Here is a 24,188-nt window from a genome sequence, read left to right as displayed (position 1 = left end):
CTTATTTTTTGCGAAAAACATAGATCATCGAACTGCTTTGATCTTTCTTGGATAATGATCGTAACCAAGCTAAGGTGCCCACGTACATACCCTTTAAAAAGCTATACGAACATCCGCGTTGCTTTTCACTTAAGATGGAGATGTAAAACGCATCCAATGGCATCGGGTATCTTGCTGTCATGATAAAGCCATGACGGGTAGCCAGCTGTTGCATGGTCGATGGTGTGAAATGCCATAAGTGGCGAGGGACATCGTAAGCGGCCCATTCGTGCTGATAATAGTGGGCATCGAATGAAGCAGCATTAGGTACAGCCACAATTAATCGTCCTTTTTCAGTCAGCAACTCGTTCAATCGGTCCCATACGGTGTGTAGGGGTTCAAGGTGTTCCATGACGTGCCAGAGTGTGATGACATCAAAACTTCCCGGTTCAAACGTACTTAACGCATTTTCTTCTTTAACTTTCAGATCAAAATGCTCCAAAGCAAAGGCCCGCGCTTGGGGGCTCTTTTCTATGGCTTCGACTTCCCATCCTTTGTTGCCCATGGTGTAAGGGAAATATCCGGTGCCGGTGCCGATGTCGAGTAGCCGACCGGTTTTTCTGTGTGCCTCTTTTACGACTAATCGTGCTTTTCGTTGTAGCATATACGAACGCATGATGTGATAAATGGCGTTCATCAGACCCTTTCGGGTGTTGGTATGCGAGATGTAGTCGGGTGTTTCATAATACTTTCCGATTTCAGCTTCTGAAGGAAAGTCTTGTGTAAAGATGAATCCACATTGATGGCAAGAATAGAGATCGAAAGACTCTCCTGAAGCATAGTTGTCTTTGCAGGTCATAACCTGTTTGACTTCTTCATTCCCGCATAACGGACAAGCTTTTATTGTGAGTTTATTCATTAGTTTGCACAAAATTAAATGTTGCTCTCTTGCATGAGGCAACATTATACCCAAATTTGGTGCAAAGAAACAAATAAAATGTGATGTTATAGGCTTTTGTTAAGTACTTTTAATAGATAAACTTTTTTTATGAGGTAAAGTTGCTCTTTATCGTTCTTATTCCTCTGAGAGCTCCTCTGAGGGAAGGGAGGAATGGGGCGATTTTTGCTTTTGAACGATCCTAATATTTCGCATTAATCCGTCGTATTTTGCCCGTTTCACCGCACTGCCCTTGAAGAGCATACGGTATTTTTCTACGCTGAGTTCGTTCCAATCCGGTTGGGTCATCTGGAGAAAGGCATCCGAGGGAGCAAGTTCCGGGGTGCGACAAGGGGTGGAGAAACGATTCCATGGACAAGCTTTTTGGCACTCATCGCAACCATAAATGGAGGTGCTGTCTTGAGGGATAAGTGCTTCTGGAAATGACCCACGATGTTCGATGGTCAGGTATGATAAACAACGGTTGGCATCTAGGGTGTACGGAGCAGTTAAGGCTTGTGTGGGACAAGCGGTTAGGCATCGGGTACAATTTCCGCAACGTTCCGGTTGTGGGGTGTCATACTGATCGGCCGGTTGATCAATGATCAATTCGCCCAAAAAAAAGCAAGAACCGGCATGGGGAATGATTAGTTGGGTGTTCTTACCAATCCAACCTAACCCGGCACGCCAGGCCCAATAACGCTCTAGAACAGGGGCTGTGTCGCAAAACACGCGTCCATTGACGCCGTATCGATCTTGTAGAAACTCCAGAAGACGGATTAGCTTTGCTTTTACAATATCGTGATAATCTTTTCCATAGGCATACCAAGCAAACTGATACTCCTGTGGAGGAAGGTGTTTCTCTGGGTAGTAGTTGAGAGCTACGCTGATCACGGTGTGTGCGTGGTCGACTAATTGCCTTGGGTCGAAACGCTTTTCTTCATAATTCATCATGTAATCCATTCCTGCTTGGCAATGATTGGCGATCCATCGCTTGAAATGATCGATGATTGGTTGTTCGACGCCCTCTGCAGGAGCTAACCCACAGGCAGAAAAGCCGAGGCGTTTGGCTTCGGCTTTTAGTTCTTGTGAGTGAATATAGAGGTTCATAACTTGCTAGTTGACGGTTAGCCGAATTAGAAGACCTTGAAGGTATAACCTTCATTGAGCAGGTATTCTATCGATCGTGGCAACGCATATTGTAGATTGCCGTTATTCCACGATTTTAGCGAGTCGTGGAAGGTGATGATAGAGCCATTTCTGACGTAACGTTTGACGTTGCTGAACACTTGTTGTGGGGTGAGGCACTTACTATAGTCGCGGGTCACGAGATCCCACATGATGATTCGATAATGGTGGCGCAACGTGTAATACTGGCGAAAACCCATGTGACCGTGTGGGGGACGGAAAAGTTCGGAATGAATCATCTCGTCCACCTTACGGGCATTGGCTAAGTAATCCGGGTTAGAGTATTCAAATCCACGGATATGGTTATAGGTGTGGTTGCCGATGCAATGTCCGTGATCGACAACCAACTGATATTCGTCAGGATGTTTATGAATGTTATCACCAACCATAAAGAACGTGGCCTTTATGTCATAGTGGTCTAACTGTTCTATAACCCAAGGGGTGACTTCAGGTATGGGCCCGTCATCGAAAGTCAGGTAAATGGCTTTGTCATTAGGGTCCATGCGAAAAATCGCTTGAGGATATAAAGCGCGAAAGAACCATGGAGGTTGTTCTATAAACATGTTTCTTGCTTATTTTTTCATTCGCGTCACATACTCGTTATACAGCTGATCAAGTTGTTGAGAGTAGTGCGGTGCTAATTGCGATTTGTATTTCTCCATTAATCTGATTTCGGCATCCAAGACACTAGCGTTGTACATGAAGTTTTCACCCGAAACAGATAGTTGGTTATCGCTCATGCTTAAATACCAAATCATGTACTCGACTGATTTATTAGCAAGGTCGTCCATAATCTTGTCGGCTTTTGCTTTTTGGTTGAGTTGATAGTAAGCCTCAGCAAGCTGATAAGCGCCATTTGCCCAATCATAAGGAACGTTGTACGCCGGTACTTTCTTTTCAACATAAGCTAAAGCCTTGAGGGCTTTCTCCTTTTTGTTTTCTTTGATCAGCTGACCAACCAGTTGAGAGAAGATCCGACGGTGGGTATAACACATTCTCATCAAGTTCTCGTCAATATATATCCCGGGTTGGTCTATACCTCCGAATTTGAATTTATGCATCAAGTTGTCGTACATCTTTTCGGAGTCGATTTTACTATTAAGTTTCTCGGTATCAAATGGCGTAAATCGATACGCTAATCCTTCTTGGACGAAATGGTTGTCCATGCCCAAGTGACTCTCTGAGCCGACTGTGATGGCCATATATAATGGACGTTCCCAATTGGAGTTAGCCAGCATTTCCAACATCATCAAATCGCTCTTATAAAGGGCGCGTTTATTCTTTAATGAAATATGCATATAATCGGGAATAGAATCTCCTAAAGCCTCTGGAATTTTCATCCCGGAGCGTCGTACCGCTTCTTTGTCGATTTTAATCACAATGCTGTCCGTCGGGATGACATGAAGTCCTTCCTTGTCGGAGCGTACCCAATATTTGAGTATGTTTTTGAGTTCATAAGGGTTCTCACCAAATTGCGCTTTCAGCTGATTCTTAATCTCAGGATTTCCTCCTTTGAGAGCACTATCGGCTTGAGCATACATCGCATCAATGCTTCCTTTGATCTCCGGACGTATGGGGACATATTCGTTTTGTCCTTCGGCATACTCTAATCGATCCCAAGTGATGGGTAAGGAAGGAGAGTTATAAGCGGGACGTTTCATTTGATCAATATACCAGTCGGTCTGAAGGTAGCTCAGATTACAAGTTCGTGTATCGGTGCGGAATCCTTCTGTCTCTTGATTGTACCACAATGGGAAAGTGTCGTTATCTCCATTGGTAAAGATGACCGGACTACCTTGTTCTTGCAACGTCATCAAGTAGTTTTGACCAAAGTCGCGTGCTACATAGCGCCCGCTTCTGTCGTGATCGTCCCAAGTCTGTCCCGCCATTTGAATGGGCACGAGCAGGCAAAGGACCGAAGCTGAAATCGCTGCGACCTCTTCTTTGACTTTTCGTTGTTTTAAGAACTCTGCCAATCCGGCGACTCCCATACCAATCCATATGGCAAAGGCGTAGAACGATCCGGCATAAGCGTAATCGCGTTCACGAGGTTGAGCCGGAGTCTGGTTGAGGTAGAGCACAATGGCTATACCGGTCATGAAAAACAGGAAGAAGACCACCCAGAATTGCTGGATACCCTTCTGACTATGGTAAGCTTGCCAAAATAGTCCGATGAGCCCTAATAATAAGGGTAAACAGTAAAAGACGTTATGTCCTTTATTGTCTTTAAGATCTTGAGGGACTAAGTCTTGATTGCCTACTAAGACGTTGTCGATGAATTTTATACCGGTGATCCAGTTCCCATGTTCGATCTCTCCACTGCCTTGTAGGTCGTTTTGGCGTCCTGCAAAGTTCCACATGAAGTATCTCCAGTACATGAAATTCAACTGGTAAGAAAAGAAAAACTTAATGTTTTCCCATTGAGTAGGTAGGTTGACCATAACCATTTCTCCACACTTCTCAAAGGGAACATTACTTCCTTTGACATCTATCCATTGTTTGTATAGTTCTGTATGTTGTTTGCTATACATTCGAGGGAAGAACATGTTTTGGGCATATTCGTAATCGATCCGTCCAGGCAATTCGATATAAGCATCTTTTTCGTCTGGAGATTGTTTCTCTTTTCGTACGTATTTGGTCGTCGTCTCGGTTTGTCTCGGAACGCAATAACCATCTTTAACATCCAATGCAATTTCTGACGAATAAGCCGGACCGTAAAATAACGGGCGGGTACCGTATTGTTCACGTCCCAAATACTCTCCTAGAGTAAAGATATCTTCAGGGGAGTTCTGGTCCATTGGAGTGTTGGCTGTAGAGCGGATAACAATCACTGCATAAGAGGAATAACCAATCATAATCATCATGGTACACAGTAAGGCTGTGTTCATGGTGCGTGCAGAAATACGATATTTCTCTTTGATCTTTTCTTGAGTTTTAGGTGAAAGGTAGAGCCCTAATGCTACTAGGACGAGAAGACCTATGATTAGGCTGCTTGCCCCATGTCCATAAAATGGTATGCCGAGTAAGGCGATCGTTAGGATAAAAGAGATTCCCATGCGATTTTTGCTCTTTTCGGTGTAGCTTTCATAGATTCCCCATACGATGGAAAGGACTAAAATGAAGATATAAACCACAACACCTGTATTAAATGGCATGGATAGAGTGTTGACAAACAAGAGTTCAAACCAACCTCCAACTTTGACGACGCCGGGAACAATACCGTAGAGTACTGCTGCAACTAACACCATTGATCCCAAAAGTGCAAGTAGTGATCCCTTGGCGTTAGCGTTCGGGTTCTTCTTGTAGTAATAGACGAGTACAATGGCCGGTAGGCAAAGCAAGTTAAGTAGATGGACACCAATACTTAATCCGGTCAGGTAGGCGATCAGGATGAGCCAACGATCGGAATGTGGAGCATCGGCTACATCTTCCCATTTAAGGATGAGCCAAAAGACCACCGCTGTAAATAAGGAGGAGAAAGCATAAACTTCGCCTTCGACAGCAGAGAACCAGAAGGTGTCGCTAAAGGTGTAGGCTAATGCTCCAACTGCACCACTTCCCATGATGGTGATGAGCTGACCTCTCGTGATTTTATTCTCATCATTTACAATGAGCTTTCTAACGAGGTGGGTAATGCTCCAGAAAAGGAATAGAATACAAGCTCCACTCATTAAAGCACTCATGTAATTAACCATTTTGGCTACTTCGGTTGCATCTGATGCAAATTGAGTAAAGAGGTTAGCCACGAGCATAAAGAAAGGGGCGCCGGGCGGATGGCCGACTTCCAGTTTATAGCCGGTAGTTATAAACTCGGGGCAATCCCAAAAGCTGGCAGTCGGTTCTATTGTTAAACAATAGACGGTTGCTGCAATAATAAATATAATCCAACCCGTGAGGTTGTTGATGAACTTGTACTGTTTCATTAACCTTATCTTATCGTAGTTTATTCGTTAAAAACACATTACGTGGCCGCAAAGATAATGAATTGCAACAACAAAGCGACAGATTGATAAGATTAATTAATAGAATGTCTATTTCTTGTTTGGGTTTGGACTAGGGCCTTTTAGAAGCAACACTTGGTCTGCTTTGGGTATGAATTGAGTGGTCTTATGGAATAGTTGAAGTTCTTTTCTAACCAATCTACCGCATAAGTCATGTCCGGACAGTAACTGATGGATTCATTGATATAAGCTATGGAGTGTGCGTGTTGCAAGATGGAGTTAATGTCGTGGCTGACTAATAGAATGGCACAACTTTGATTAATTTCTTTCAGCAATTCATAAAGTTTACTTTCGAAATGCTTATCAATATAGGTGTTGGGCTCGTCTAAAATGAGGACAGAGGGGTTCGAAATCAACGCCCGTCCTAATAAAGCTCTCTGTAGCTGTCCACCGCTCAATTCTTCTATTGACCGTTTCTCTAATCCATCTAACTCAACTTTGGCTAAGATCTCGTCAGCTTGTAAAATTTGCTCTTGGCTGTACCTCCCGGTTAACGACTTTCTTAGACCAGACAAAATAACCTCTTTTACGGATATTGGAAACTTTTTATCAATACTGTTATACTGAGGGAGGTATCCAAGCGTAAAGGAAGGGTCGCTGGTGTAGATAATTTCCCCTTTCATTGGTTTAAGTAGTTGCAGCATGCACTTGATCAACGTGGTCTTACCTCCTCCATTTGGCCCTATGATGCCTATAAAATCGTTTTGATAGATATTCAGATTGATATCATGAAGGACAACGGAATGACGGTATCCTGCTGAGAGGTTTTTGACTTGAATGAGTGGCTGCATGAGGGGACTTATTTAAAGGTTGGAAGATAGGGCTTTTGCAATATGGATCATCTCTTCCTTCCAATTGTAGCTTAATGGGTTGATCGGACATAAAGTTAATCCACTTTGTTCGGCAATGATCTCGGCGTGACGCTTATCAAATTCCGGCTGTATGAATAAAATGGAGATCTGTTCTTTCCGGCAAGTGGCTATTAATGACTCTAAATGTGAAGGAGAAGGTTCTTTCCCGTCTTTCTCGATGGTTAATTGGTGCAGACCGTAATCACGTGCAAAGTAAGTTAGGGCCGGATGATAAATCATAAAGGCATGCGATGCGCCGTTACGACTCAGTTGTTCCCTGATAAGACGGTCGACCTTATTGATTTCTTCACAGAGCTTATTATATCGCTGCATATAATACGATTCGTTATTTTTATCTAGTGTGCATAATGCTTCTAATGTATTTTTTGCAATGATCAGTGCATTACTTGTTGAGTTCCAGATGTGTGGATCAATCGCATGCTCATGTTCGTGTTCACAATGTGCATGGCCTTCAATGAGGTTGATGTGGTCTGATAGATTATAAACCTGAAGGTGTGGCGCATTATGTATGAGCCGATCCATCCAGTTTTGTTCGAAGCCAATGTATCCGATACGGAAATAGGCTTTACTTTCACTTAGCGCAACTAATTGCTGGGGAGTTGCATCGTAGGTCTCCGGATTTGAACCTTTTGGGACCATACTGATCACTTTAAATTTATCTCCTGCAATCGCTTCAGTAAAATAGCGCTGTGGCTCTATGGTTACAGTAATCAAGGGTAGGCCTTCTTTGTTGCCTTTTTCTTTTCTTCCCTTGCAGCCACTTAGGAGCAAAACTGCAGTTAGAATCAAGAGGTTAAGTGCGATGTGTTTTTTTTGCATATCAATCTGTATGTTACCATTAATGATTTCGTGTGGCTCGTAGAATTTCTCTTTTTCCATTTGGAGGGCCGGGGAGGCGTTCTACTGTAAAGCCGGCACCTTCTAACATTCTTCTCACAACGCCTTTTGCACAATAAGTGGTCATGACGCCTTTGACGTTGAGTCGATGATATAATGCGTTGAAAAGTTCCGGGGTCCATAAGTCCGGTTGCTTTTCAGGCGAGAAGGCATCGAAATAAATAAGATCGAAGATCTCTGACGTTTCATGATTGAGCCATTGATTAAGATCTGCTTTTATTTTCTGAAGGCTAAAAGAGGGAGTGAGGACTATAGGGGTTTCCCAGCACGACTGATGTAAGCCCTCTATCCATTTCTCTATCTGTTTAATCTGTCTTTCCGAATCGGCCTCATTGCTGTTAGAACAAGTAATGAGCGGTAAATGTTGATAATCCAATTGTTGAACAGCTTCAAATGCCAATGGATAAAGCTCAATGCCGGTATATTCTATAGAGCGTTTGCTTTTCTCGGCTTCAATAAGGGTGAGTAGTGCATTTAGCCCGGTGCCAAAGCCGACTTCTAATATCTTTATCGGACTTTTGTGGACGACATTTAGCCCCATATTGATGAAAATATGCTGGGATTCGGCATAAGCACCTTTTGTGGAATGATAATGTTCATCAATCTCAGGGACAAAAATGGTACGACTTCCATCGTCTGTTTGTGTAATGATCTTCTTCATGGATCGTTAGCTTATAATCATATTGATGGTTTCCTGCAAAACCCATACCATAATGATGTATCGGACGAGTTTGCCCGTAAACATTGAGCTGATCGTTATCCATATATTGCTTCTCATGAGCCCTAAAGTGATGGCAATCACTTCTCCAAAGAAAGGAAGGAAGGTAAAGAAAGCCATCATAGATCCTTTTCCATGCAGGAACTGTGCCATTTTGTCTATTTTGTCTTTTTTTACTTTGAAGACTTTTTCTATCCAGTTCATTTTCCCGAGGTGCCCCATGTAATAGCAAGTCATTCCCCCTACGGTATTTCCTAGAGAAGCGGCAATGATGCATGAGATCGGTTCGAATCCTAATTTTATCAGTGCAACAAGGACTAACTCAGAACTGAATGGTAAAACACTACCAGCCAATAATGCGGCCATGAATAATCCCGGTAACCCCCATGCAATGAGGATTTCTGATACTTGTTCTATGATAACGTCCATATATTAAATGCGAATAAAGTCATTGCGTAGATTAATGAGAAAATAAACAGTCCGTTTGATACTTTTGTTTCTGTCAGCGCAAAGAAATGAGCGGTAAGAATACTCGTATTGATAATCAACAGAGATAGTAACTCTAGCTTATACTCCGGCTGCATTAATAGAATGAGAAAGAGAAAAAAAGAAAAAGTAATAAGGACGTTCAGATAGCTTCGTGTCTTTATTTTATCTTGATAGCTGGTGAACAGTGCATGGATGGCACTAATGAGGAATAGAAAGAGTAGAAAGCCAGCCGATAAGTAATCCGCTGTTTGCCAAGTCTGAAAGTCGAAAAATGGCTTGAACTGAGCGAGTTCTTGAAAGGGTTGGTAAAAGAGTGCCATGTTGTGGTGATAAAAGGCGTGTCCCAAAAGAAACCAATAGGGTAAGAGAAAGCCTAACACGGCTGCACATATGCTTTTAAGGTTTAACGACTGTAACTGGTATGCTCCTATTATCCAGAATAAGCTAAGAAGAATCAACGGTGGAAAAATAAGGCTTCCTAACCCGATGAAAATGAAACAATAAAACAAGTCGTTTGGAGCTCTCTTTTGGTAACTTTTAAATAAAAAGTAAAGGGAGATTAAATAGGTGATGGATAGAACGGTCTGGGGCGACAGCACATGAAACTCCGGTAAAATGGTGATTAGAGTGAAATAGATGACCGATTGTATGGAGGCTCTCATACGAATAAGAGCGAATGCACTATTAAACTCTAGTAAAAGATAAATGATGGCTATGTGTAGTAAATAGCTGATAAAGCGGGTTAACCCATTGGGAAGCAAGAGAAGAAAATCTCTTGCTTCAGATGGGATGATAGTACTGGTCTCGACATTTAACTGAGGTAAAAAGAAATAGGTCATGATCCAACAGAGTGTTCCTATAAAAACTGCAACAGGTAACGTCCACTGTCCTGTTATTACTATCCTTTGTAACCTTCGTTTTGCCATTATAAATCAAATCCTATATCATGGCGGAAGTTCTTCTTATCAAAAGAAATCTGTTCTGCCAGTTTGTAACTTTTACTTAATGCCTCTTCTTTGTTCTCTCCGTAAGAGCTGATAGCGATGACACGACCGCCATTTGTTACGGTTTGTCCATCCTTAACCATTGTCCCTGCATGGAAAATGATACTGTCCGGATGAACCTCTACATCTAATCCGCTGATCGGGAATCCTTTCTGATAGGCTTCCGGATAACCTCCGCTAACTAACATGACACAAGCTGCGGTACGTGGGTCAAGTTCCATTTCAACTTGATTCAAGCAACCTTTGTCTGTTCCTTCCAGGAGATCAACCAAATCACTTTTGATACGAAGCATCACACTCTCTGTTTCTGGGTCTCCCATACGAACGTTATATTCGATGACCATTGGTTCGCCTTTAACTTTAATCAATCCGATGAAGATAAAGCCTTTATAGATTATTTTTTCTTCTTTTAAACCATTGATGGTGGGCTGTATGATTCGTTCGTCTACCTTTTTCATGAAGCTCTCATCGGCAAATGGGACGGGTGTTATACTTCCCATACCTCCGGTGTTTAGGCCGGTGTCTCCTTCACCAATACGCTTATAGTCTTTAGCAACAGGAAGAACTTTGTAATTTTCGCCATCACTTAAAACGAAGACCGAGCATTCGATACCGGACAAGAACTCTTCAATGACAACGGTTGCAGAAGCATCTCCAAACATACCATTGAGCATGGTTTGCAGTTCTTTTTTGGCTTCTTCAAGAGTCGGAAGGATGAGTACTCCTTTTCCGGCACACAGACCATCGGCTTTTAAGACATAAGGAGCCTCTAACGTTTCAAGAAAAGCCATTCCTTCTTCTAGATTTGAAGCAGTGATGCTTTTATAACGTGCTGTTGGAATCTGGTGACGTTGCATGAATGCTTTAGCAAACTCCTTGCTTCCTTCCAAACGCGCTCCTTCCTTAGAAGGGCCGATAATGGCAATGTGTTGAGTTTCAGCATCACCTTTAAACCAATCGTATATGCCTTCCACTAATGGATCTTCTGGGCCTACCACAATCATATCAATGCATTCTTTTAATGCAAACTGTTTTAATTGTGGGAAATCTGTAGCTTTGATCGCAACGTTTTCCCCTACGGATAGCGTACCCGCATTACCGGGAGCGATAAATAGTTTCTCAACTTTTGGACTTTGAGCAATTTTCCATGCTAATGCATGTTCTCGACCACCTGATCCTAATAGAAGTATTCTCATGTTTGTAAAAGTTATAGATTGTTTTCGAAATAACGGGTTATCTTTTCATATAAATGTACTCTATCTTTTCCTAAAACATTGTGTTTGTGTCCCGGATAGATGAATAGGTCTGGATAAGTACGTGCATCTACACAAGCCTTGATGAATGAGAGCGTATGTTGAGGGACACAAGTATCGTCGTGATCATCATGAATGAGTAGTAAATGTCCTTTAAGTTGTCCCGCCAGATTCTTTAAATTGCAGGTCTGATATCCCTTGGGATTGGTTTGTGGAGTATCCATATAGCGTTCGCCATACATCACTTCGTAGTATCCCCAGTCGATAACCGGGCCACCGGCAACACCTACCTTGAATAGATCAGGATAACGTAGCATCAGAGCTGTTGTCATATGTCCACCGAAACTCCACCCATGTACTCCAATACGATTGGCATCAACGAACGGTAAGCTTTTTAAGAATTTCACGCCTTTGACTTGGTCTTTTCCTTCCTCGATGCCTAGATGACGGAAGGTCGCGTTCTCAAAGGCTAATCCTCGGTTAGAACTTCCTCTGTTGTCGAGTGTAAACATGATATAGCCTTTATTGGCCATATAGATATCCCACCCGCGTGCTCCATTTAACCAACCGTTATCAACGAGTTGTGCGTGAGGACCACCGTACACATAAATAATAACAGGATATTTCTTGTTCGGGTCAAAATTGGCAGGTTTCACTAAGCGGTAATAAAGATCAGTGGTCTGATCGTCCGCTTTAATTGTACCTGTTTCAATCGATGGCATTTCAAATCCTTTGTAAGGACTTTCTGCCGTTAGAAGATTAAACCCTTTTCCTGTCTTTATGTTGAGAACATCAATGGTGCGAGGGGCGGTAGGAGTGGAGTATCTGTCGATGAGATAAAATCCTGATGTGCTTAATAGACCCGAATGAACCCCATGGCTCTGACCTTTTAAGCTCAATGCTGAGCTGATTTTACCTGTTTGAATGTTAACGCTGGCATGATAGCTCTCAATGCCTGTGTTAATGGTAATTACAGCTTCTTTCTTTTTGGAATTGAACCCTAAAAGTTCGCTAACTAACCACTTCCCATCGGTCAACTGTTTGACTAATTTGCCATTGGTGTCATACAGGTAAAGATGGTTAAATCCATTCCGCTGACTTTGGTAGATAAAGCGAGTCGCATCCCAAGGCAAGAAGGTAATTGCTTGTTGTGGCTCTACATATTTGGGATCAGTTTCTTCTAATAGAACGTTCATCAGTTCTCCCGTTTGAGCATGATATTGACAGAGCTTAGAGTGGTTCTGATCACGATTTAACTCAATAAGGAAAAGCGATTGCTCGTCGGGTGCCCAACTGATATTTGTAAAATAGCGATCTGTTGGGTCGCCTGTATTCAAATAAACGACCTTTTCGCTATGGGGGTTGTAGATGCCGACTTGTACTTTATGACTCGTCTGTCCGGCCATGGGGTAACGGATATTATTAACCGTTCCAATTGGGGCTGTGATATCAACTAGCGGATATTGAGCCACCATGCGCTCGTCCATCCGGTAAAAAGCTAACAGGTTGCCGTTAGGACTCCAAAAGGTTCCTTTGTGAATGCCGAATTCATTGCGATGAACCGATTGTCCACAGACGATTCCTTCCGGCTCGTTGGTTACTGCCTTGCCATTTACCAGCAGATTGTTGCCGATGGTGTAGGCTAAAGATTGATTAGCTAGGCAAAAATCTCTATTGGCCGCTTTCTTGTCAAAGGAGATGGTTTCGACAATCTGCTTGGTTTTAAAGTCGAGGATAACATATTTTCCCGGCAACGTCAGCATCACCTGAGGTTTGTTTGCAAAGCAGAACTCTATGTTATACAAACTCCTAACTTTTGCGAGTTGCTGATCTTCTAGAATCTTATTGATCTCATCGAGCGTGAAAACAAGACGTTCTTTTCCATTCTTAGGATCAATTTGGTATACTTTGTCTAATTCAGGCTTGATACAAGAGTCTCCCCACCATTGTAGCCCATAAATGTTCTGGGCATAACGATAAGTCTCACCTCCAGGAAGTAAGTCTTCTAACGTCGGTTTTTTAAGCTCTTGTGCCATAGTTGTCATTGCTAAAGGAAATATAAGTAAAGCAAGGATGAATGCTTTACCTCTTCTCCTCATCTCTTTTTTTTCCATATGATTAGGTTTTGTCATTCTATTTTGACTCTTCTGTTTCTTTGCGCCTAGTAAATGTTTTAGGTTCTCTTGGCTCTGTCGTTTCTCTGCGCTTTCTGAAAGTCTTAAATTCTCTCATTCCTCCCTCTTCTCTAGGCTTTCTAAACTCTCTAGGTCCTCTTGCTTCTCCCTCTTCTCTAGGCTTTCTGAATTCTCTAGGTCCTCTTGCTTCTCTCTCTTCTCTAGGTTTTCTGAATTCTCTAGGTCCTCTTGCTTCTCCCTCTTCTCTGGGTTTTCTGAACTCTCTAGGTCCTCTTGCTTCTCCCTCTTCTCTAGGTTTTCTGAATTCTCTAGGTCCTCTTGCTTCTCCCTCTTCTCTAGGCTTTCTGAATTCTCTAGGTCCTCTTGCTTCTCTCTCTTCTCTAGGTTTTCTGAATTCTCTAGAGTTTCTTGCATCTCCTTCTTCTCTAGGCTTTCTAAACTCGTTTTGGAATGATTTTCCTTCTGCGTTAGGTTCGCCCTCTTCTCCTTCAGCTTGTTTAAAGGCTTTGTATTTCCCATCGAAAATTTCATATTGACGGAATTGGCACTCTAGAGCTCCATTGAACAATTCGATTTTCTGGCTGGCCTTAAGTCCGATCTGATCAAAACACTCATCGCGATAGGAGAGCACCCAAGCTTCATTATTAACGAAAGCATGTTTCAAACGTTCACCGATCATCTTGTATAATCCGAGCAGGTCGTTTGTTGAGATACGTTCGCCATAGGGTGGATTGGTAATAATAATCGCTTTCTCTTGAGGTTGTTCGAATTGTTGGAAAGGTTGCATCTTTAAGATCACATCTTTCGTTACTCCTGCTGCTTTAACATTGTAAATAGCGATTTCGTTGGCCTGTTTCTGATTATCGTATCCGTAGATCTTATGTTCAAATTCACGCTCTTGGCTGTCGTCGTTGTAAATTTCATCAAATAAATCCGAATCAAAGTCGTTCCATTTTTCGAAAGCAAATTCTTTTCTGAAGATACCTGGGGCAATATTTCTAGCAATTAATGCCGCTTCAATAGGAATGGTTCCTGATCCGCACATCGGGTCTATTAGATCGCATTCACCCTTCCATCCGGTCATTAAGATCATTCCGGCAGCTAAGACTTCATTAAGAGGCGCTTCAACAGCTTCTTGTCTATAGCCACGTCGGTGTAGTGATTCTCCTGAAGAATCGATCGACAAGGTACACGTGGTCTGTGCAATATGAATATTTAAGGATAAGTCGGGCTTGTTGATGCGTACAGAAGGGCGTTTCCCGGTTTTTTCACGGAAGTAGTCCACAATTGCATCTTTAACCTTGTATGACACGAATTTAGAGTGACGAAATTCATCACTGAAGACGGTTGCATCAACGGCAAAGGTCTTGTCAGTATCCAAATAATCTTCCCATTGGATCGATTGGATCTGTTGATACACCTCATCGGCATCTTTTGCTTTAAAGTGTTTAATTGGTTTTAAAATGCGGATGGCTGTACGCAAGCAAAAGTTTGCTTTATACATCATGCGCTTGTCGCCGGTAAAAGACACCATACGACGACCGATTTCAATATCGTTTGCTCCTAGTGTAGTTAACTCCGTTGCAAGAACTTCTTCCAATCCCTGGAAGGTTTTAGCGATCATTTCAAATTGTTCACTCATAAAAATAAGAGAATGTGTCTATATGCTATTTATTCTCGTAAAGATAGCTACACATCGAAAAATGGTTAATATATTATTTTTTTGCTTTTGTTTGTACCACTCTGGCCCCTGCCGGAATGTTTTCTGTTACCCAAATATTACCACCAACAGTTGCCCCACGTCCGATGGTAATACGGCCTAATATCGTGGCGTTAGAGTAGACAATAACTTTATCTTCTAAGATGGGGTGACGAGGGATACCTTTGATCGGTTTCCCGTCAGGATCTAATGGGAAACTCTTGGCTCCAAGCGTAACTCCTTGATAGAGTTTAACATGGTTGCCAATGATGCTGGTGGCCCCGACAACAACTCCGGTTCCATGATCAATAGTGAAGTGCGTACCAATTTCAGCGCCTGGATGGATATCAATCCCGGTCTCGCTATGTGCCATCTCTGTAATCATGCGTGGGATAAGAGGTACCCCAAGTTTTAAGAGTTCGTGAGCTATTCGGTAATTGCTGATTGCTTTTATGGCAGGGTAGCAGAAGATAACTTCTCCGATACTTTTGGCAGCGGGGTCACCGTTATATGCCGCTTCCACGTCTGTGGCCAACAACGTTCTCATGGCAGGTAGTTGACTGATAAATGTCGCTGCTAACGCGGCCGATTTCTCCTGCTTAGATTCAGAAGAACAGGTTGCTGCATTTTCAAAGCATAGTCCGGCTAGGATCTGTTCACTAAGAATCCCAAATAGTTTTTCAATGTTTACCCCAATGTGGTAGTTGATGGTCCGACTGTTGACTGTGGAGTTCCCATAATAACCAGGGAAAAGGATGGAACGTGCCAGCTCGATAATTTGATGTAGCTTTTTTGCAGAGGGCAAAGGCTCACCATCTTTGTGTTGATGAAACAGTCCTTGGTAAGATTCGCTTTCCGATAGCTCATCGACTGCTTGTGTCAGAATGTGGGTGAAGTTTAGTGGACTCATTAAATAGATTCCTTATGATACTAAAATAATTGGGTACAAAGATAACAATAATGGTCTAAAATACAAATGGATATTGGTGACAATATAGGGGTGGAGTTGGAGTTTGTTTCACGTGGCACAAAAAAATGAAAGGCATGCGAATTTCTTCGACACACCTTTCATCTAATGTTATATAGTTAAGTTAAGAGAGCAAAAGAGTATTTTAGAGGTTAGGATTATCCATTGTGATCGTCATCTCCGGAACCAATACATAAGTTTGTTTTCTATTGTTCCATTTATAATAATTTGTAGTGATGGTTTTACCTTCATAAGTATAATTAATACGAAGATCTTTTTCCCACTCACTATCGCTACTGTTCCACTTCATCATTTCACTTTCTGTCATACGTTGGTTCTCATCATACTTGTAGTTGTACTGCATGTAATTTTTGAGCCCTGTTTCGCCCATCTTATACACTGTTTGACCAACCATAACTCCATCTTGTTCAATTGGATTATAAACCAACTGTCCGTTATTATTGATGGCATTTGATGTTAGATTACACATAAATAGAATGGCTAACATCGAAAGAGTCGTAAAAAAGAATTTTGTTTTCATAATTATTGGTTTTAGCTTGGTTTTTGGTTTTTTGCTTACTATTTTCTAGTATGTTTCTTTAATTCGCCGCAAAGATAGGCATTATTTGCATATAAAATCAATTAATATCTAAATTAGATATCAAAATGATATTTTGTGATATTTTAAATCTTCCCAAATGGTTGGTTTTAGAACAAAAAAATATCCGGTAGGGTATTTACCGGATATGTTATACAACATAAAGTCTAAAAAAGCATAAGTTTGCTGACTTTTCGTGTATGTGTTAAATAAAGTTATAGTCTGAAATTAATGTGCCTCAAGCCAATTTTTTCCCCAACCACAGTCAGCTTTTAGTGGAACATGCATACGATAGGCTTTTTCCATTTCTTCAATGACAATATGTTCAACTCGTTCTTTTTCAGTGACTGGAACACTAAAGTTGAGTTCGTCATGAACTTGAAGAATCATTTTGGCATGGATTCGTTCGGCTTTGAACCGTTTGTAAATTCTAGCCATGGCCACTTTTATAATATCAGCAGCACTTCCTTGTATGGGGGCATTGATGGCGTTACGTTCTGCATATCCTCTGACGATGGCGTTGCGTGAGTTGATATCGGGTAAATAGCGTTTACGGTGGAAAATTGTTTCGACATACCCTTGTTCTCGAGCTAAATTGATACTTTTATCCATATATGCTTTTACATTGGGGTAGGTCGTAAAGTAATTTTCAATAAGCTCTTTGGCTTCTTTTCGATCGACATTCATTCGCTCGGCAAGACCGAAAACAGAAATGCCATAAATGATACCGAAGTTGGCTGTTTTGGCTTTACGTCGCATATCGGAACTGATCTCCGAGAGTTCTGTCTTATAGACTTTTGCAGCAGTCGCAGCATGGATATCTTGATTGCTCATAAAGGCATCAATCATGTTGCGGTCTTCACTCAGGTGCGCCATAATGCGCAATTCAATCTGAGAGTAGTCGGCCGAGAAGAAGAGACATCCTTCGTCGGGGATGAAGGCTTTACGAATCTCTTTACCATTGTCATCTCGTATAGGTATGTTTTGTAGATTCGGATTGCTTGAACTTAATCGTCCGGTAGAGGTTACGGTTTGATTAAACGAGGTATGAATACGACCGGTTTTAGGATTAATCAACTGTGGTAAAGCATCAATGTACGTACTAAGCAATTTTTTTAATCCTCTATGTTCAAGTATTTTCTCAACAATGGGATGCTTTGTACGCAAACTCTCGAGCACCTCCTCAGAAGTCACGTATTGTCCCGTTTTCGTTTTCTTGGGTTTCTCGGCAACTTTTAAGCGATCGAATAAAATTTCACCAACTTGCTTGGGTGAGGCAATATTGAAGGTCTCTCCGGCGAGTTGATAGATTTCTTGTTCGATGGTGACGAGTTGCGCCGTGAACTGTTCTGACGACTGCTTAAGAGCTTCGGTGTCGAGTAAGACTCCATTGCGCTCGATATTAACAAGTACCGGTACTAAAGGCATTTCGATATCGTAAAACAATTTTTCGGCTTGATGCTCTTGGAGTTCTTTCTCGAGTATTGTTTTTAACTTTAATGTAATGTCTGCATCTTCACAAGCATAGCGGTAGACCTGTTCGGGAGAGAGGTCGCGCATGTTCTTTTGACTTTTTCCTTTTGGACCGATGAGCTCCTCGATGGTGATGGTTCGATAGTTTAAGTATATCTCCGCCAAGTAATCCATACCATGTCGAAGTTCGGGTTGAAGAACATAATGAGCAATCATGGTATCAAATAGTGGACCGTTCACTTCGACGCCATAATTTCCGAGGACGATCATGTCGTACTTAATGTTTTGTCCGATCTTTAGACTTTTGCAATTTTCTAGTGCCGGACGAAAGGCTTGAACGATTTTTAAGGCTTCTTCTTGATCTGATGGAACCGGCACATAGAAAGCTTCACTTTCTTTCATCGCAAAGCTCATTCCTACGAGTTCGGCACTCATCGGTTCGGTTCCCGTGGTTTCTGTGTCTAGAGCAAAAAAATCAGATGTAAGTAATTTTTGACACAAAACATTTATTTCGATCTCATTATCAACGAGTTGATAGTTTGATTGGACCGTTTCTAAGCTCTCTAGAATCGATTCTTTTGGAGCGATTGCCCCATCGCCTGCAAATTCTGCGAACAAATGGCCTTGAATAGGACCATTATTTTCGGGGAAGAGGGTAGGCGACTGATTTGAGGCCGGGTTACTGAAAGTTCGTTGTTCATCTTTGAAGATTCGAGTCAGTAAAGTTCGAAATTCTAAATCTTCAAAAATAGCTTGCAATCTTTCCTTATCGATTTCTTCTCGGACGAGAGCTTGCATGTCGAGTTCAATTGGAACATCGACTTTGATGGTGGCCAAGAATTTCGAGAAGAGTATTTTTTCGCGGTTTGTCTCTACTTTAGTTTTTAGTGCTCCCTTTAGTTGATCTGTTCTCTCAAGGAGATGATCAATGCTCCCAAACTCAGCGATGAGCTTTTGCGCTGTTTTTTCACCCACACCCGGACATCCCGGAATGTTATCCGATGAGTCGCCCATCAGGCCAAGAAGGTCGATGACCTGTTTTGGGGATGTAATCTTGAATTTTTCTTTGATCTCTTCAATGCCTAAAACTTCGAAACCTTTATCGTGTTTGGGACGATACATAAAGACTTGTTCTGAAACGAGCTGACCGTAATCTTTGTCCGGAGTCATCATGTATGTGGTGATCCCTCTTTCTCCGGCTTGTGTGGCTAGTGTACCAATCACATCGTCGGCTTCATACCCGCTCACTTCTAGGATCGGGATTCGATAAGCTTGTATGATCTCTTTTATAATAGGTACAGAACGCGTGATATCTTCGGGGGTTGCTTCACGCTGGGCTTTATATTGTTCATAAGCTTCATGACGGAATGTTGGCCCTGCAGGGTCGAATGCTATACCAATATGTGAGGGCTTTTCTTTGTTTAGTATTTCTTCTAGTGTATTGACAAAACCGAGTATGGCGGAAGTGTTGACACCTTTCGAATTGATTCTTGGGTTTTTGATGAAGGCATAATATGATCTGTAGATCAGTGCATAAGCATCTAAAAGAAACAATTTCTCTTTGGGGTTCATAATAAATGTTTAAAAGTTTAGGGTAAAAATACAAAAAAATACGGTATTAATGGTTTTATTATTACTTTTGTGAACAATTTGCGTGAACATGAACAGTCTATCACTTATTAAGCACCCTATTACGAATGAGCTGGAAGAGTTTAAGGCACTTTTCGATGACTCTTTGTCTAGTTCGAACCAGTTACTCAATAGTGTAATGTCTCATATCCGTCAGCGAAACGGGAAGATGATGCGACCTATTTTAGTGCTATTGATTGCTCGTCTATATGGTGGCGTTTCTCGTTCTACACTTCATGCAGCCGTGGCCTTGGAACTTCTTCATACGGCTAGTTTGGTTCATGACGATGTGGTCGATGAAAGTGATGAACGTCGCGGACAATTATCGGTGAATGCGATATTTAAGAATAAAGTGGCTGTTCTCTCTGGGGATTATCTTTTGGCTACTAGCTTGGTTCATGCCGAATTGACCAAAAGTCATAAAATCATTAGTGTGGTTGCTTCGTTGGGGCAAGAATTATCGGATGGAGAGCTCTTACAGCTTTCTAATATTGGCAATAAAGAATTCTCGGAATTAGTTTATTTTGATGTCATCCGTAAAAAGACGGCTGCACTTTTTGCTGCTTGTACGAAGGTTGGCGCTTATTCGGCCGATGATTCCGATGAAAAGGTGGAATATGCTCGTTTGTTTGGCGAATATATCGGTATTTGCTTTCAGATTAGAGATGATATTTTCGATTATTCGCAGAGCAAGGAGATTGGTAAGCCAACAGGCAACGATATGCATGAAGGAAAATTGACTCTTCCGGTTTTGTATGCGTTGAATCATATTCATGATAACCGAGCTAAAACGGTTGCTTTGAAGGTAAAAGAAGGGGAGGCTTCGGCTGATGAGATTGCCTTTTTAGTCGATTTCACCGAACGCCATGGGGGAATAGCTTATGCTGAAAAGGTGATGAATGATTATCGGGAGAAGGCGAAAGCCTTGTTGTCTGGGTTCCCGGAATCGGATGTTCGTACTTCTCTTGAAGCTTATCTAGATTACGTAGTCGATCGCGTGAAGTAATTTAATCTTGGTTTTTATTTTTGTCTGGCCAAAATGAGAGGTTTGTCGATTTTTATTTTCCTTTGATATGTAAGGTTACTGCAAAGGGGGTGAGATGATTTTGTCTTTTTCTTGCCTTTAACTCTTTTCGCCCTGACCTCTGTCTTTTTTAAAATAAGGTTGACTCCTAACATGATTGATTATGAAAATTGAAGATTATTTGAAGGCCCCCACTTGGGCCCCAAAGATTCCTGAGATTTATCGCCTTCGTATGGTTGATGGTCTGTTAATTTCTGAGATTATGCAAAAAATGGAGTGCAGTCGTACGTCGATTTATCGAGCTTTAAGTATCTTTGAGTCAGACAACCCTCAAATCGCCGAAATGATGAAAAAAGAAGGCAAATCTGTAATCCCAGAAGATTACAAACGACTCTTATCAGAGATCACCAAACTAAAGAAGGAACTCGCTCAAGAGCGTCTACGTGGTGATTTCTATGCAGAGATGGTTGAATTGGGCAAAGACGTTTATGGTCTTGACTTAAAAAAAGCTGGCACCAAGTAGCCTATAGACTTCACACACGGGATGAAAAGCGTTATCGTATTCTTCCCATGTGTCGCCTACTTGGTGTAACCAAGCAAGCCTATTACAAGCATGAGAATACGCTACTCTCTACTCTTGCTCGAGAAGCCTTTGTCGTTGAGTTTATCAAAGAAATTCGAGTCAAAGATCCTGGAATTGGAGGCAGCAAACTTTGGTTGATGTATCGTACGAGGTTTGGAGAAAAGAACAGCGTGGGCTATAATCGCTTCTATGATATTATAGAACGCTATGGTTTGAAAGTCCGCAAGCGTAAGCGTCGCGTTCTTACCACAGACTCTAGGCATCATTTCCCGATTTATCCCAATCTTATCAAAGACTTCATACCGGATGCTGCTTGCCAGCTCATGGTTAGCGATATAACCTATCTGCCTCTGTGGATAAATGAGCAAGGTGAATATACCTTCTGCTATCTATCTTTGGTTACTGACTATTACAGCAAAGAAATCATCGGATATAGTGTTGGGAAAACTTTAGAGACTAAATATACGTTAGAAGCTTTAAAAATGGCTCTAAAGCATTATAGCAAAAAAGGATTTGATCATCTTGTTCATCATTCGGATCGTGGGGTACAATATGCAAGTTATGTTTATACCAACCTGTTAAAGACACACGGTATAGTTATAAGTATGACTGAAAGTGGTAATCCCAAAGATAACGCTGTGGCCGAACGCATAAATAATACCATAAAGAATGAACTGCTTAAAGGAATGGAGTTTTATACCATAAATGATTTGAAAAAAGCTTTGCATTTGGCCATAGAATTCTATAACAACGAACGCCCACATTGGAGCTTAGAAGGCATGACGCCTAAACAAGCTGCTCAATGCACAGGGGAATTAAAGAAGAAATGGACTAGTTATAGAGAAATTGCCATTAAAAGGAAGTATGCATAAAAAATAGAATAACTTTGCATGACTTCTTAATATTATCTGAGCAGAAAAGCGCAACTGCTAAATAAATGATTTACTTGACTTTTTATTATTTGATATCAGTGTAGTCAACTCATCTTATCAATAAAAAGAAAAGTAGTCAACGTGATTTATTAATAAGTTTAACTAGGGTCAACTCATCTTATCAATAAAAAAAGAAAGAGTCAACCTGAATTAAAAGTAAGTTTAATCAGAGTCAACCGACATGGTGAATAAGGCAAAAAACGGTCAACTAAAATGGTTAACTGACACTCTAACTACTTTTTGATTACTAATATTTATTCGTCCCACAATTGTTGCCTATTCGTTCCACAGCTGTTGACTATTCGTCCCACAATTGTTGACTATTCGTCCCACAATTGTGGAACGAATAATGTTTGCCTTTTCATGGATCAGTTGCTTGCTATTTTAGAGTTTTCGCTTAGCTTTCGGAGGACTAATTTGGTGTGGTTTTCGTTGTGAAGGTGATGGTACACTTTCCTGAATAGGATAAAAGTCTCCTTATTTTGCCTTTTGGATTGGATATCGGGCTTAAATAAGGAGACTATAAAGCTTCTCGTTTCGTGTAACGAGTTTTTGGATTTGAAAATTAGTGGGGATTAAAAGAACTTGATTTCTTCATTCTTAATCTCCGAAAGTAGGAGGTTTGCTAAGCGGCTTGTGCCTAAGCGGAATAAGCCGTTATTAAGCCATTCTTCACCTAGTATTTCTTTTACGATTGTGTAATAAACTAGAGCATCATGCACCGTGTTGATTCCACCGGCTGGCTTGAATCCAATTTTGTTGCCTGTTAATGTGTGGTATTCTTTAATAGCCTCACACATGACATAGGCTGCTTCCGGAGTGGCTGCAGGTTGTTGTTTCCCTGTTGAGGTCTTGATGAAATCTGCTCCTGCATACATCGATAGAATCGATGCTTTTTTGATTTTTTCGGCACTGCTTAAGGCTCCGGTCTCCAAGATGACTTTCAAATGTTTGTCTTTGCAAACCTCTTTGATTTCTTGGATTTCATCGCAAAGATCTTCATAATTGCCCGATAAAAACTTACCTACCGAGAGGACGATGTCAATCTCGTCGGCTCCGTCCGCAATGGCTAAAGCTGTTTCTGCAACTTTGATCTCTGTGAAGGTTTGTGAGGATGGAAAACCCGCTGCGACGCAAGCGATGTTGATGCCTTCTACTTCAAGCGTGTTCTTAACGATCGCTGCGAAGTTGGGATAAACGCATATGGCAGCCACGTTTTTTAGGTCGGGAAATTCATTGTCGAACTGGTTGACCTTTTCTGTGAAATGCATCACACTCTCGTCGGAATCGTTTGTGCTGAGTGTGGTGAGATCAATGCAATTGAATAGGAATTTCTTAACCTCTTCGGTATTGTTCTGTTCTACTTTATTGGTGATGAGATCGTTTACGCGATTTTGAATGTCTGCATCTTTCAGATTGGTTTTGTACTTCGCCAATGCGACTTGGTACTTGTCCGGTTTACCATTATTTGCTTCCATTGTTCTCTTTCAGTTTTGGATTATTGATATGTCTTTGATGATCACGTTTGGTTTTTTTGTCGAGGCTTTTTTGAAAAGCTTCTGTTAGGTTGACTCCTGTTTGGTTAGCTAGACAGATGAGTACCCAAAGCACGTCTGCCATCTCTTCTTCGAGGTTCTCTTTCTCTCCGACTTTGAATGACTGGTCTCCGTACTTTCTGGCCATTACACGGGCTAATTCGCCAACCTCTTCGGTGAGTACAGCCATATTCGTTAGTTCGCTAAAGTATCGCACACCATATTGTTTGATCCAAGCGTCGACCTGTTGTTGAGCTTCTTCTATAGTCACTTTT

The 24,188-nt window shown here is 41.5% G+C and carries 20 protein-coding genes; 3 read left to right on the top strand and 17 right to left on the bottom strand.

Annotation, left to right across the window (positions count from 1 at the left end; all coding sequences use genetic code 11):
• Nucleotide 1 precedes the first annotated feature (1 nt).
• The 15 genes from AC4PG5_RS10145 to polA form a co-directional block, all read right to left on the bottom strand.
• On the bottom strand, nt 2–898 hold the full coding sequence (locus AC4PG5_RS10145) for a class I SAM-dependent methyltransferase (RefSeq protein WP_492028773.1): 897 nt from the start codon (nt 896–898) through the stop codon (nt 2–4).
• A 156-nt stretch (nt 899–1,054) separates the two neighbouring features.
• On the bottom strand, nt 1,055–2,026 hold the full coding sequence (gene queG / locus AC4PG5_RS10140; protein ID WP_492028772.1) for a tRNA epoxyqueuosine(34) reductase QueG: 972 nt from the start codon (nt 2,024–2,026) through the stop codon (nt 1,055–1,057).
• 26 nt (nt 2,027–2,052) lie between these two features.
• Nucleotides 2,053–2,667 carry a polysaccharide deacetylase family protein gene (locus AC4PG5_RS10135; RefSeq protein WP_492028771.1) on the bottom strand — a complete coding sequence of 205 codons (615 nt, stop codon included), beginning with the start codon at nt 2,665–2,667 and terminating at the stop codon, nt 2,053–2,055.
• A 9-nt stretch (nt 2,668–2,676) separates the two neighbouring features.
• Nucleotides 2,677–6,027: a glycosyltransferase family 117 protein gene (locus AC4PG5_RS10130; protein WP_492028770.1), complete on the bottom strand. Its 3,351-nt coding sequence runs from the start codon at nt 6,025–6,027 to the stop codon at nt 2,677–2,679.
• Nucleotides 6,028–6,167: 140 nt separating this feature from the next.
• Nucleotides 6,168–6,896, bottom strand: coding sequence for a metal ABC transporter ATP-binding protein (locus AC4PG5_RS10125; protein ID WP_492028769.1), 729 nt, complete (start codon nt 6,894–6,896; stop codon nt 6,168–6,170).
• Nucleotides 6,897–6,908: 12 nt separating this feature from the next.
• Entirely contained in the window at nt 6,909–7,796 is an 888-nt protein-coding gene (locus AC4PG5_RS10120) for a metal ABC transporter solute-binding protein, Zn/Mn family (protein ID WP_492028768.1), read from the bottom strand.
• Between the two features lie 19 nt (nt 7,797–7,815).
• Nucleotides 7,816–8,535 carry a tRNA (5-methylaminomethyl-2-thiouridine)(34)-methyltransferase MnmC2 gene (gene mnmC2, locus AC4PG5_RS10115; RefSeq protein WP_492028767.1) on the bottom strand — a complete coding sequence of 240 codons (720 nt, stop codon included), beginning with the start codon at nt 8,533–8,535 and terminating at the stop codon, nt 7,816–7,818.
• 6 nt (nt 8,536–8,541) lie between these two features.
• Complete coding sequence (locus tag AC4PG5_RS10110) at nt 8,542–9,021, bottom strand: YqaA family protein (protein WP_492028766.1); 480 nt, start codon at nt 9,019–9,021, stop codon at nt 8,542–8,544.
• Nucleotides 9,006–9,920: a hypothetical protein gene (locus AC4PG5_RS10105; protein WP_492028765.1), complete on the bottom strand. Its 915-nt coding sequence runs from the start codon at nt 9,918–9,920 to the stop codon at nt 9,006–9,008. Before AC4PG5_RS10105 ends, AC4PG5_RS10110 begins: the two co-directional genes overlap by 16 nt.
• An 86-nt stretch (nt 9,921–10,006) precedes the next feature.
• Complete coding sequence (purD, locus tag AC4PG5_RS10100) at nt 10,007–11,281, bottom strand: phosphoribosylamine--glycine ligase (protein WP_492028764.1); 1,275 nt, start codon at nt 11,279–11,281, stop codon at nt 10,007–10,009.
• 11 nt (nt 11,282–11,292) lie between these two features.
• Entirely contained in the window at nt 11,293–13,437 is a 2,145-nt protein-coding gene (locus AC4PG5_RS10095) for a S9 family peptidase (protein WP_492030739.1), read from the bottom strand.
• A 34-nt stretch (nt 13,438–13,471) separates the two neighbouring features.
• The gene (locus tag AC4PG5_RS10090) at nt 13,472–15,115 is read right to left on the bottom strand and encodes a THUMP domain-containing class I SAM-dependent RNA methyltransferase (RefSeq protein ID WP_492028763.1); all 1,644 of its coding nucleotides are present in this window, start codon (nt 15,113–15,115) and stop codon (nt 13,472–13,474) included.
• Nucleotides 15,116–15,188: 73 nt separating this feature from the next.
• Complete coding sequence (locus AC4PG5_RS10085; protein WP_492028762.1) at nt 15,189–16,082, bottom strand: serine O-acetyltransferase; 894 nt, start codon at nt 16,080–16,082, stop codon at nt 15,189–15,191.
• 202 nt (nt 16,083–16,284) lie between these two features.
• Nucleotides 16,285–16,647, bottom strand: a complete 363-nt coding sequence (locus AC4PG5_RS10080) for a DUF3836 domain-containing protein (RefSeq protein WP_492030738.1) — start codon at nt 16,645–16,647, stop codon at nt 16,285–16,287.
• A gap of 318 nt (nt 16,648–16,965) precedes the next feature.
• Nucleotides 16,966–19,782 carry a DNA polymerase I gene (gene polA / locus AC4PG5_RS10075; protein ID WP_492028761.1) on the bottom strand — a complete coding sequence of 939 codons (2,817 nt, stop codon included), beginning with the start codon at nt 19,780–19,782 and terminating at the stop codon, nt 16,966–16,968.
• Between the two features lie 88 nt (nt 19,783–19,870).
• Between polA and AC4PG5_RS10070 the strand changes: the two genes are divergently transcribed.
• From AC4PG5_RS10070 to AC4PG5_RS10060, 3 genes are all read left to right on the top strand, one after another.
• Nucleotides 19,871–20,845, top strand: a complete 975-nt coding sequence (locus tag AC4PG5_RS10070; RefSeq protein ID WP_492028760.1) for a polyprenyl synthetase family protein — start codon at nt 19,871–19,873, stop codon at nt 20,843–20,845.
• Between the two features lie 181 nt (nt 20,846–21,026).
• Nucleotides 21,027–21,386 carry a hypothetical protein gene (locus AC4PG5_RS10065; protein ID WP_492028355.1) on the top strand — a complete coding sequence of 120 codons (360 nt, stop codon included), beginning with the start codon at nt 21,027–21,029 and terminating at the stop codon, nt 21,384–21,386.
• Between the two features lie 47 nt (nt 21,387–21,433).
• Nucleotides 21,434–22,318 (top strand): IS3 family transposase, encoded by an 885-nt coding sequence (locus AC4PG5_RS10060; protein WP_492028354.1) that lies wholly within the window; start codon nt 21,434–21,436, stop codon nt 22,316–22,318.
• Between the two features lie 635 nt (nt 22,319–22,953).
• On the opposite strand, the gene deoC is transcribed toward AC4PG5_RS10060, so the two are convergent.
• Both deoC and AC4PG5_RS10050 read right to left on the bottom strand, forming a co-directional pair.
• The gene (gene deoC / locus AC4PG5_RS10055) at nt 22,954–23,856 is read right to left on the bottom strand and encodes a deoxyribose-phosphate aldolase (protein WP_492028759.1); all 903 of its coding nucleotides are present in this window, start codon (nt 23,854–23,856) and stop codon (nt 22,954–22,956) included.
• Nucleotides 23,843–24,184 (bottom strand): nucleotide pyrophosphohydrolase, encoded by a 342-nt coding sequence (locus tag AC4PG5_RS10050; protein WP_492028758.1) that lies wholly within the window; start codon nt 24,182–24,184, stop codon nt 23,843–23,845. The genes deoC and AC4PG5_RS10050 overlap by 14 nt, the downstream gene beginning before the upstream one ends.
• Between the last annotated feature and the right edge of the window lie 4 nt (nt 24,185–24,188).

It is taken from the genome of Bacteroides sp. QWL-09, from assembly GCF_058683585.1.
This window is presented reverse-complemented; position numbering and strand designations above follow the sequence as displayed.

Coding starts and splice junctions, on each gene's coding strand:
- mnmC2 (WP_492028767.1), bottom strand. CDS start 8,535: ATGAAGAAGATCATTACACAAACAGACGATGGAAGTCGTACCATTTTT.
- AC4PG5_RS10090 (WP_492028763.1), bottom strand. CDS start 15,115: ATGAGTGAACAATTTGAAATGATCGCTAAAACCTTCCAGGGATTGGAA.
- AC4PG5_RS10095 (WP_492030739.1), bottom strand. CDS start 13,437: ATGAGGAGAAGAGGTAAAGCATTCATCCTTGCTTTACTTATATTTCCT.
- AC4PG5_RS10060 (WP_492028354.1), top strand. CDS start 21,434: ATGTGTCGCCTACTTGGTGTAACCAAGCAAGCCTATTACAAGCATGAG.
- AC4PG5_RS10080 (WP_492030738.1), bottom strand. CDS start 16,647: ATGTTAGCCATTCTATTTATGTGTAATCTAACATCAAATGCCATCAAT.
- AC4PG5_RS10065 (WP_492028355.1), top strand. CDS start 21,027: ATGAAAATTGAAGATTATTTGAAGGCCCCCACTTGGGCCCCAAAGATT.
- AC4PG5_RS10085 (WP_492028762.1), bottom strand. CDS start 16,082: ATGAGTCCACTAAACTTCACCCACATTCTGACACAAGCAGTCGATGAG.
- AC4PG5_RS10135 (WP_492028771.1), bottom strand. CDS start 2,667: ATGTTTATAGAACAACCTCCATGGTTCTTTCGCGCTTTATATCCTCAA.
- AC4PG5_RS10105 (WP_492028765.1), bottom strand. CDS start 9,920: ATGACCTATTTCTTTTTACCTCAGTTAAATGTCGAGACCAGTACTATC.
- deoC (WP_492028759.1), bottom strand. CDS start 23,856: ATGGAAGCAAATAATGGTAAACCGGACAAGTACCAAGTCGCATTGGCG.
- polA (WP_492028761.1), bottom strand. CDS start 19,782: ATGAACCCCAAAGAGAAATTGTTTCTTTTAGATGCTTATGCACTGATC.
- AC4PG5_RS10120 (WP_492028768.1), bottom strand. CDS start 7,796: ATGCAAAAAAAACACATCGCACTTAACCTCTTGATTCTAACTGCAGTT.
- AC4PG5_RS10070 (WP_492028760.1), top strand. CDS start 19,871: ATGAACAGTCTATCACTTATTAAGCACCCTATTACGAATGAGCTGGAA.
- AC4PG5_RS10125 (WP_492028769.1), bottom strand. CDS start 6,896: ATGCAGCCACTCATTCAAGTCAAAAACCTCTCAGCAGGATACCGTCAT.
- queG (WP_492028772.1), bottom strand. CDS start 2,026: ATGAACCTCTATATTCACTCACAAGAACTAAAAGCCGAAGCCAAACGC.
- AC4PG5_RS10110 (WP_492028766.1), bottom strand. CDS start 9,021: ATGGACGTTATCATAGAACAAGTATCAGAAATCCTCATTGCATGGGGG.
- AC4PG5_RS10145 (WP_492028773.1), bottom strand. CDS start 898: ATGAATAAACTCACAATAAAAGCTTGTCCGTTATGCGGGAATGAAGAA.
- purD (WP_492028764.1), bottom strand. CDS start 11,281: ATGAGAATACTTCTATTAGGATCAGGTGGTCGAGAACATGCATTAGCA.
- AC4PG5_RS10130 (WP_492028770.1), bottom strand. CDS start 6,027: ATGAAACAGTACAAGTTCATCAACAACCTCACGGGTTGGATTATATTT.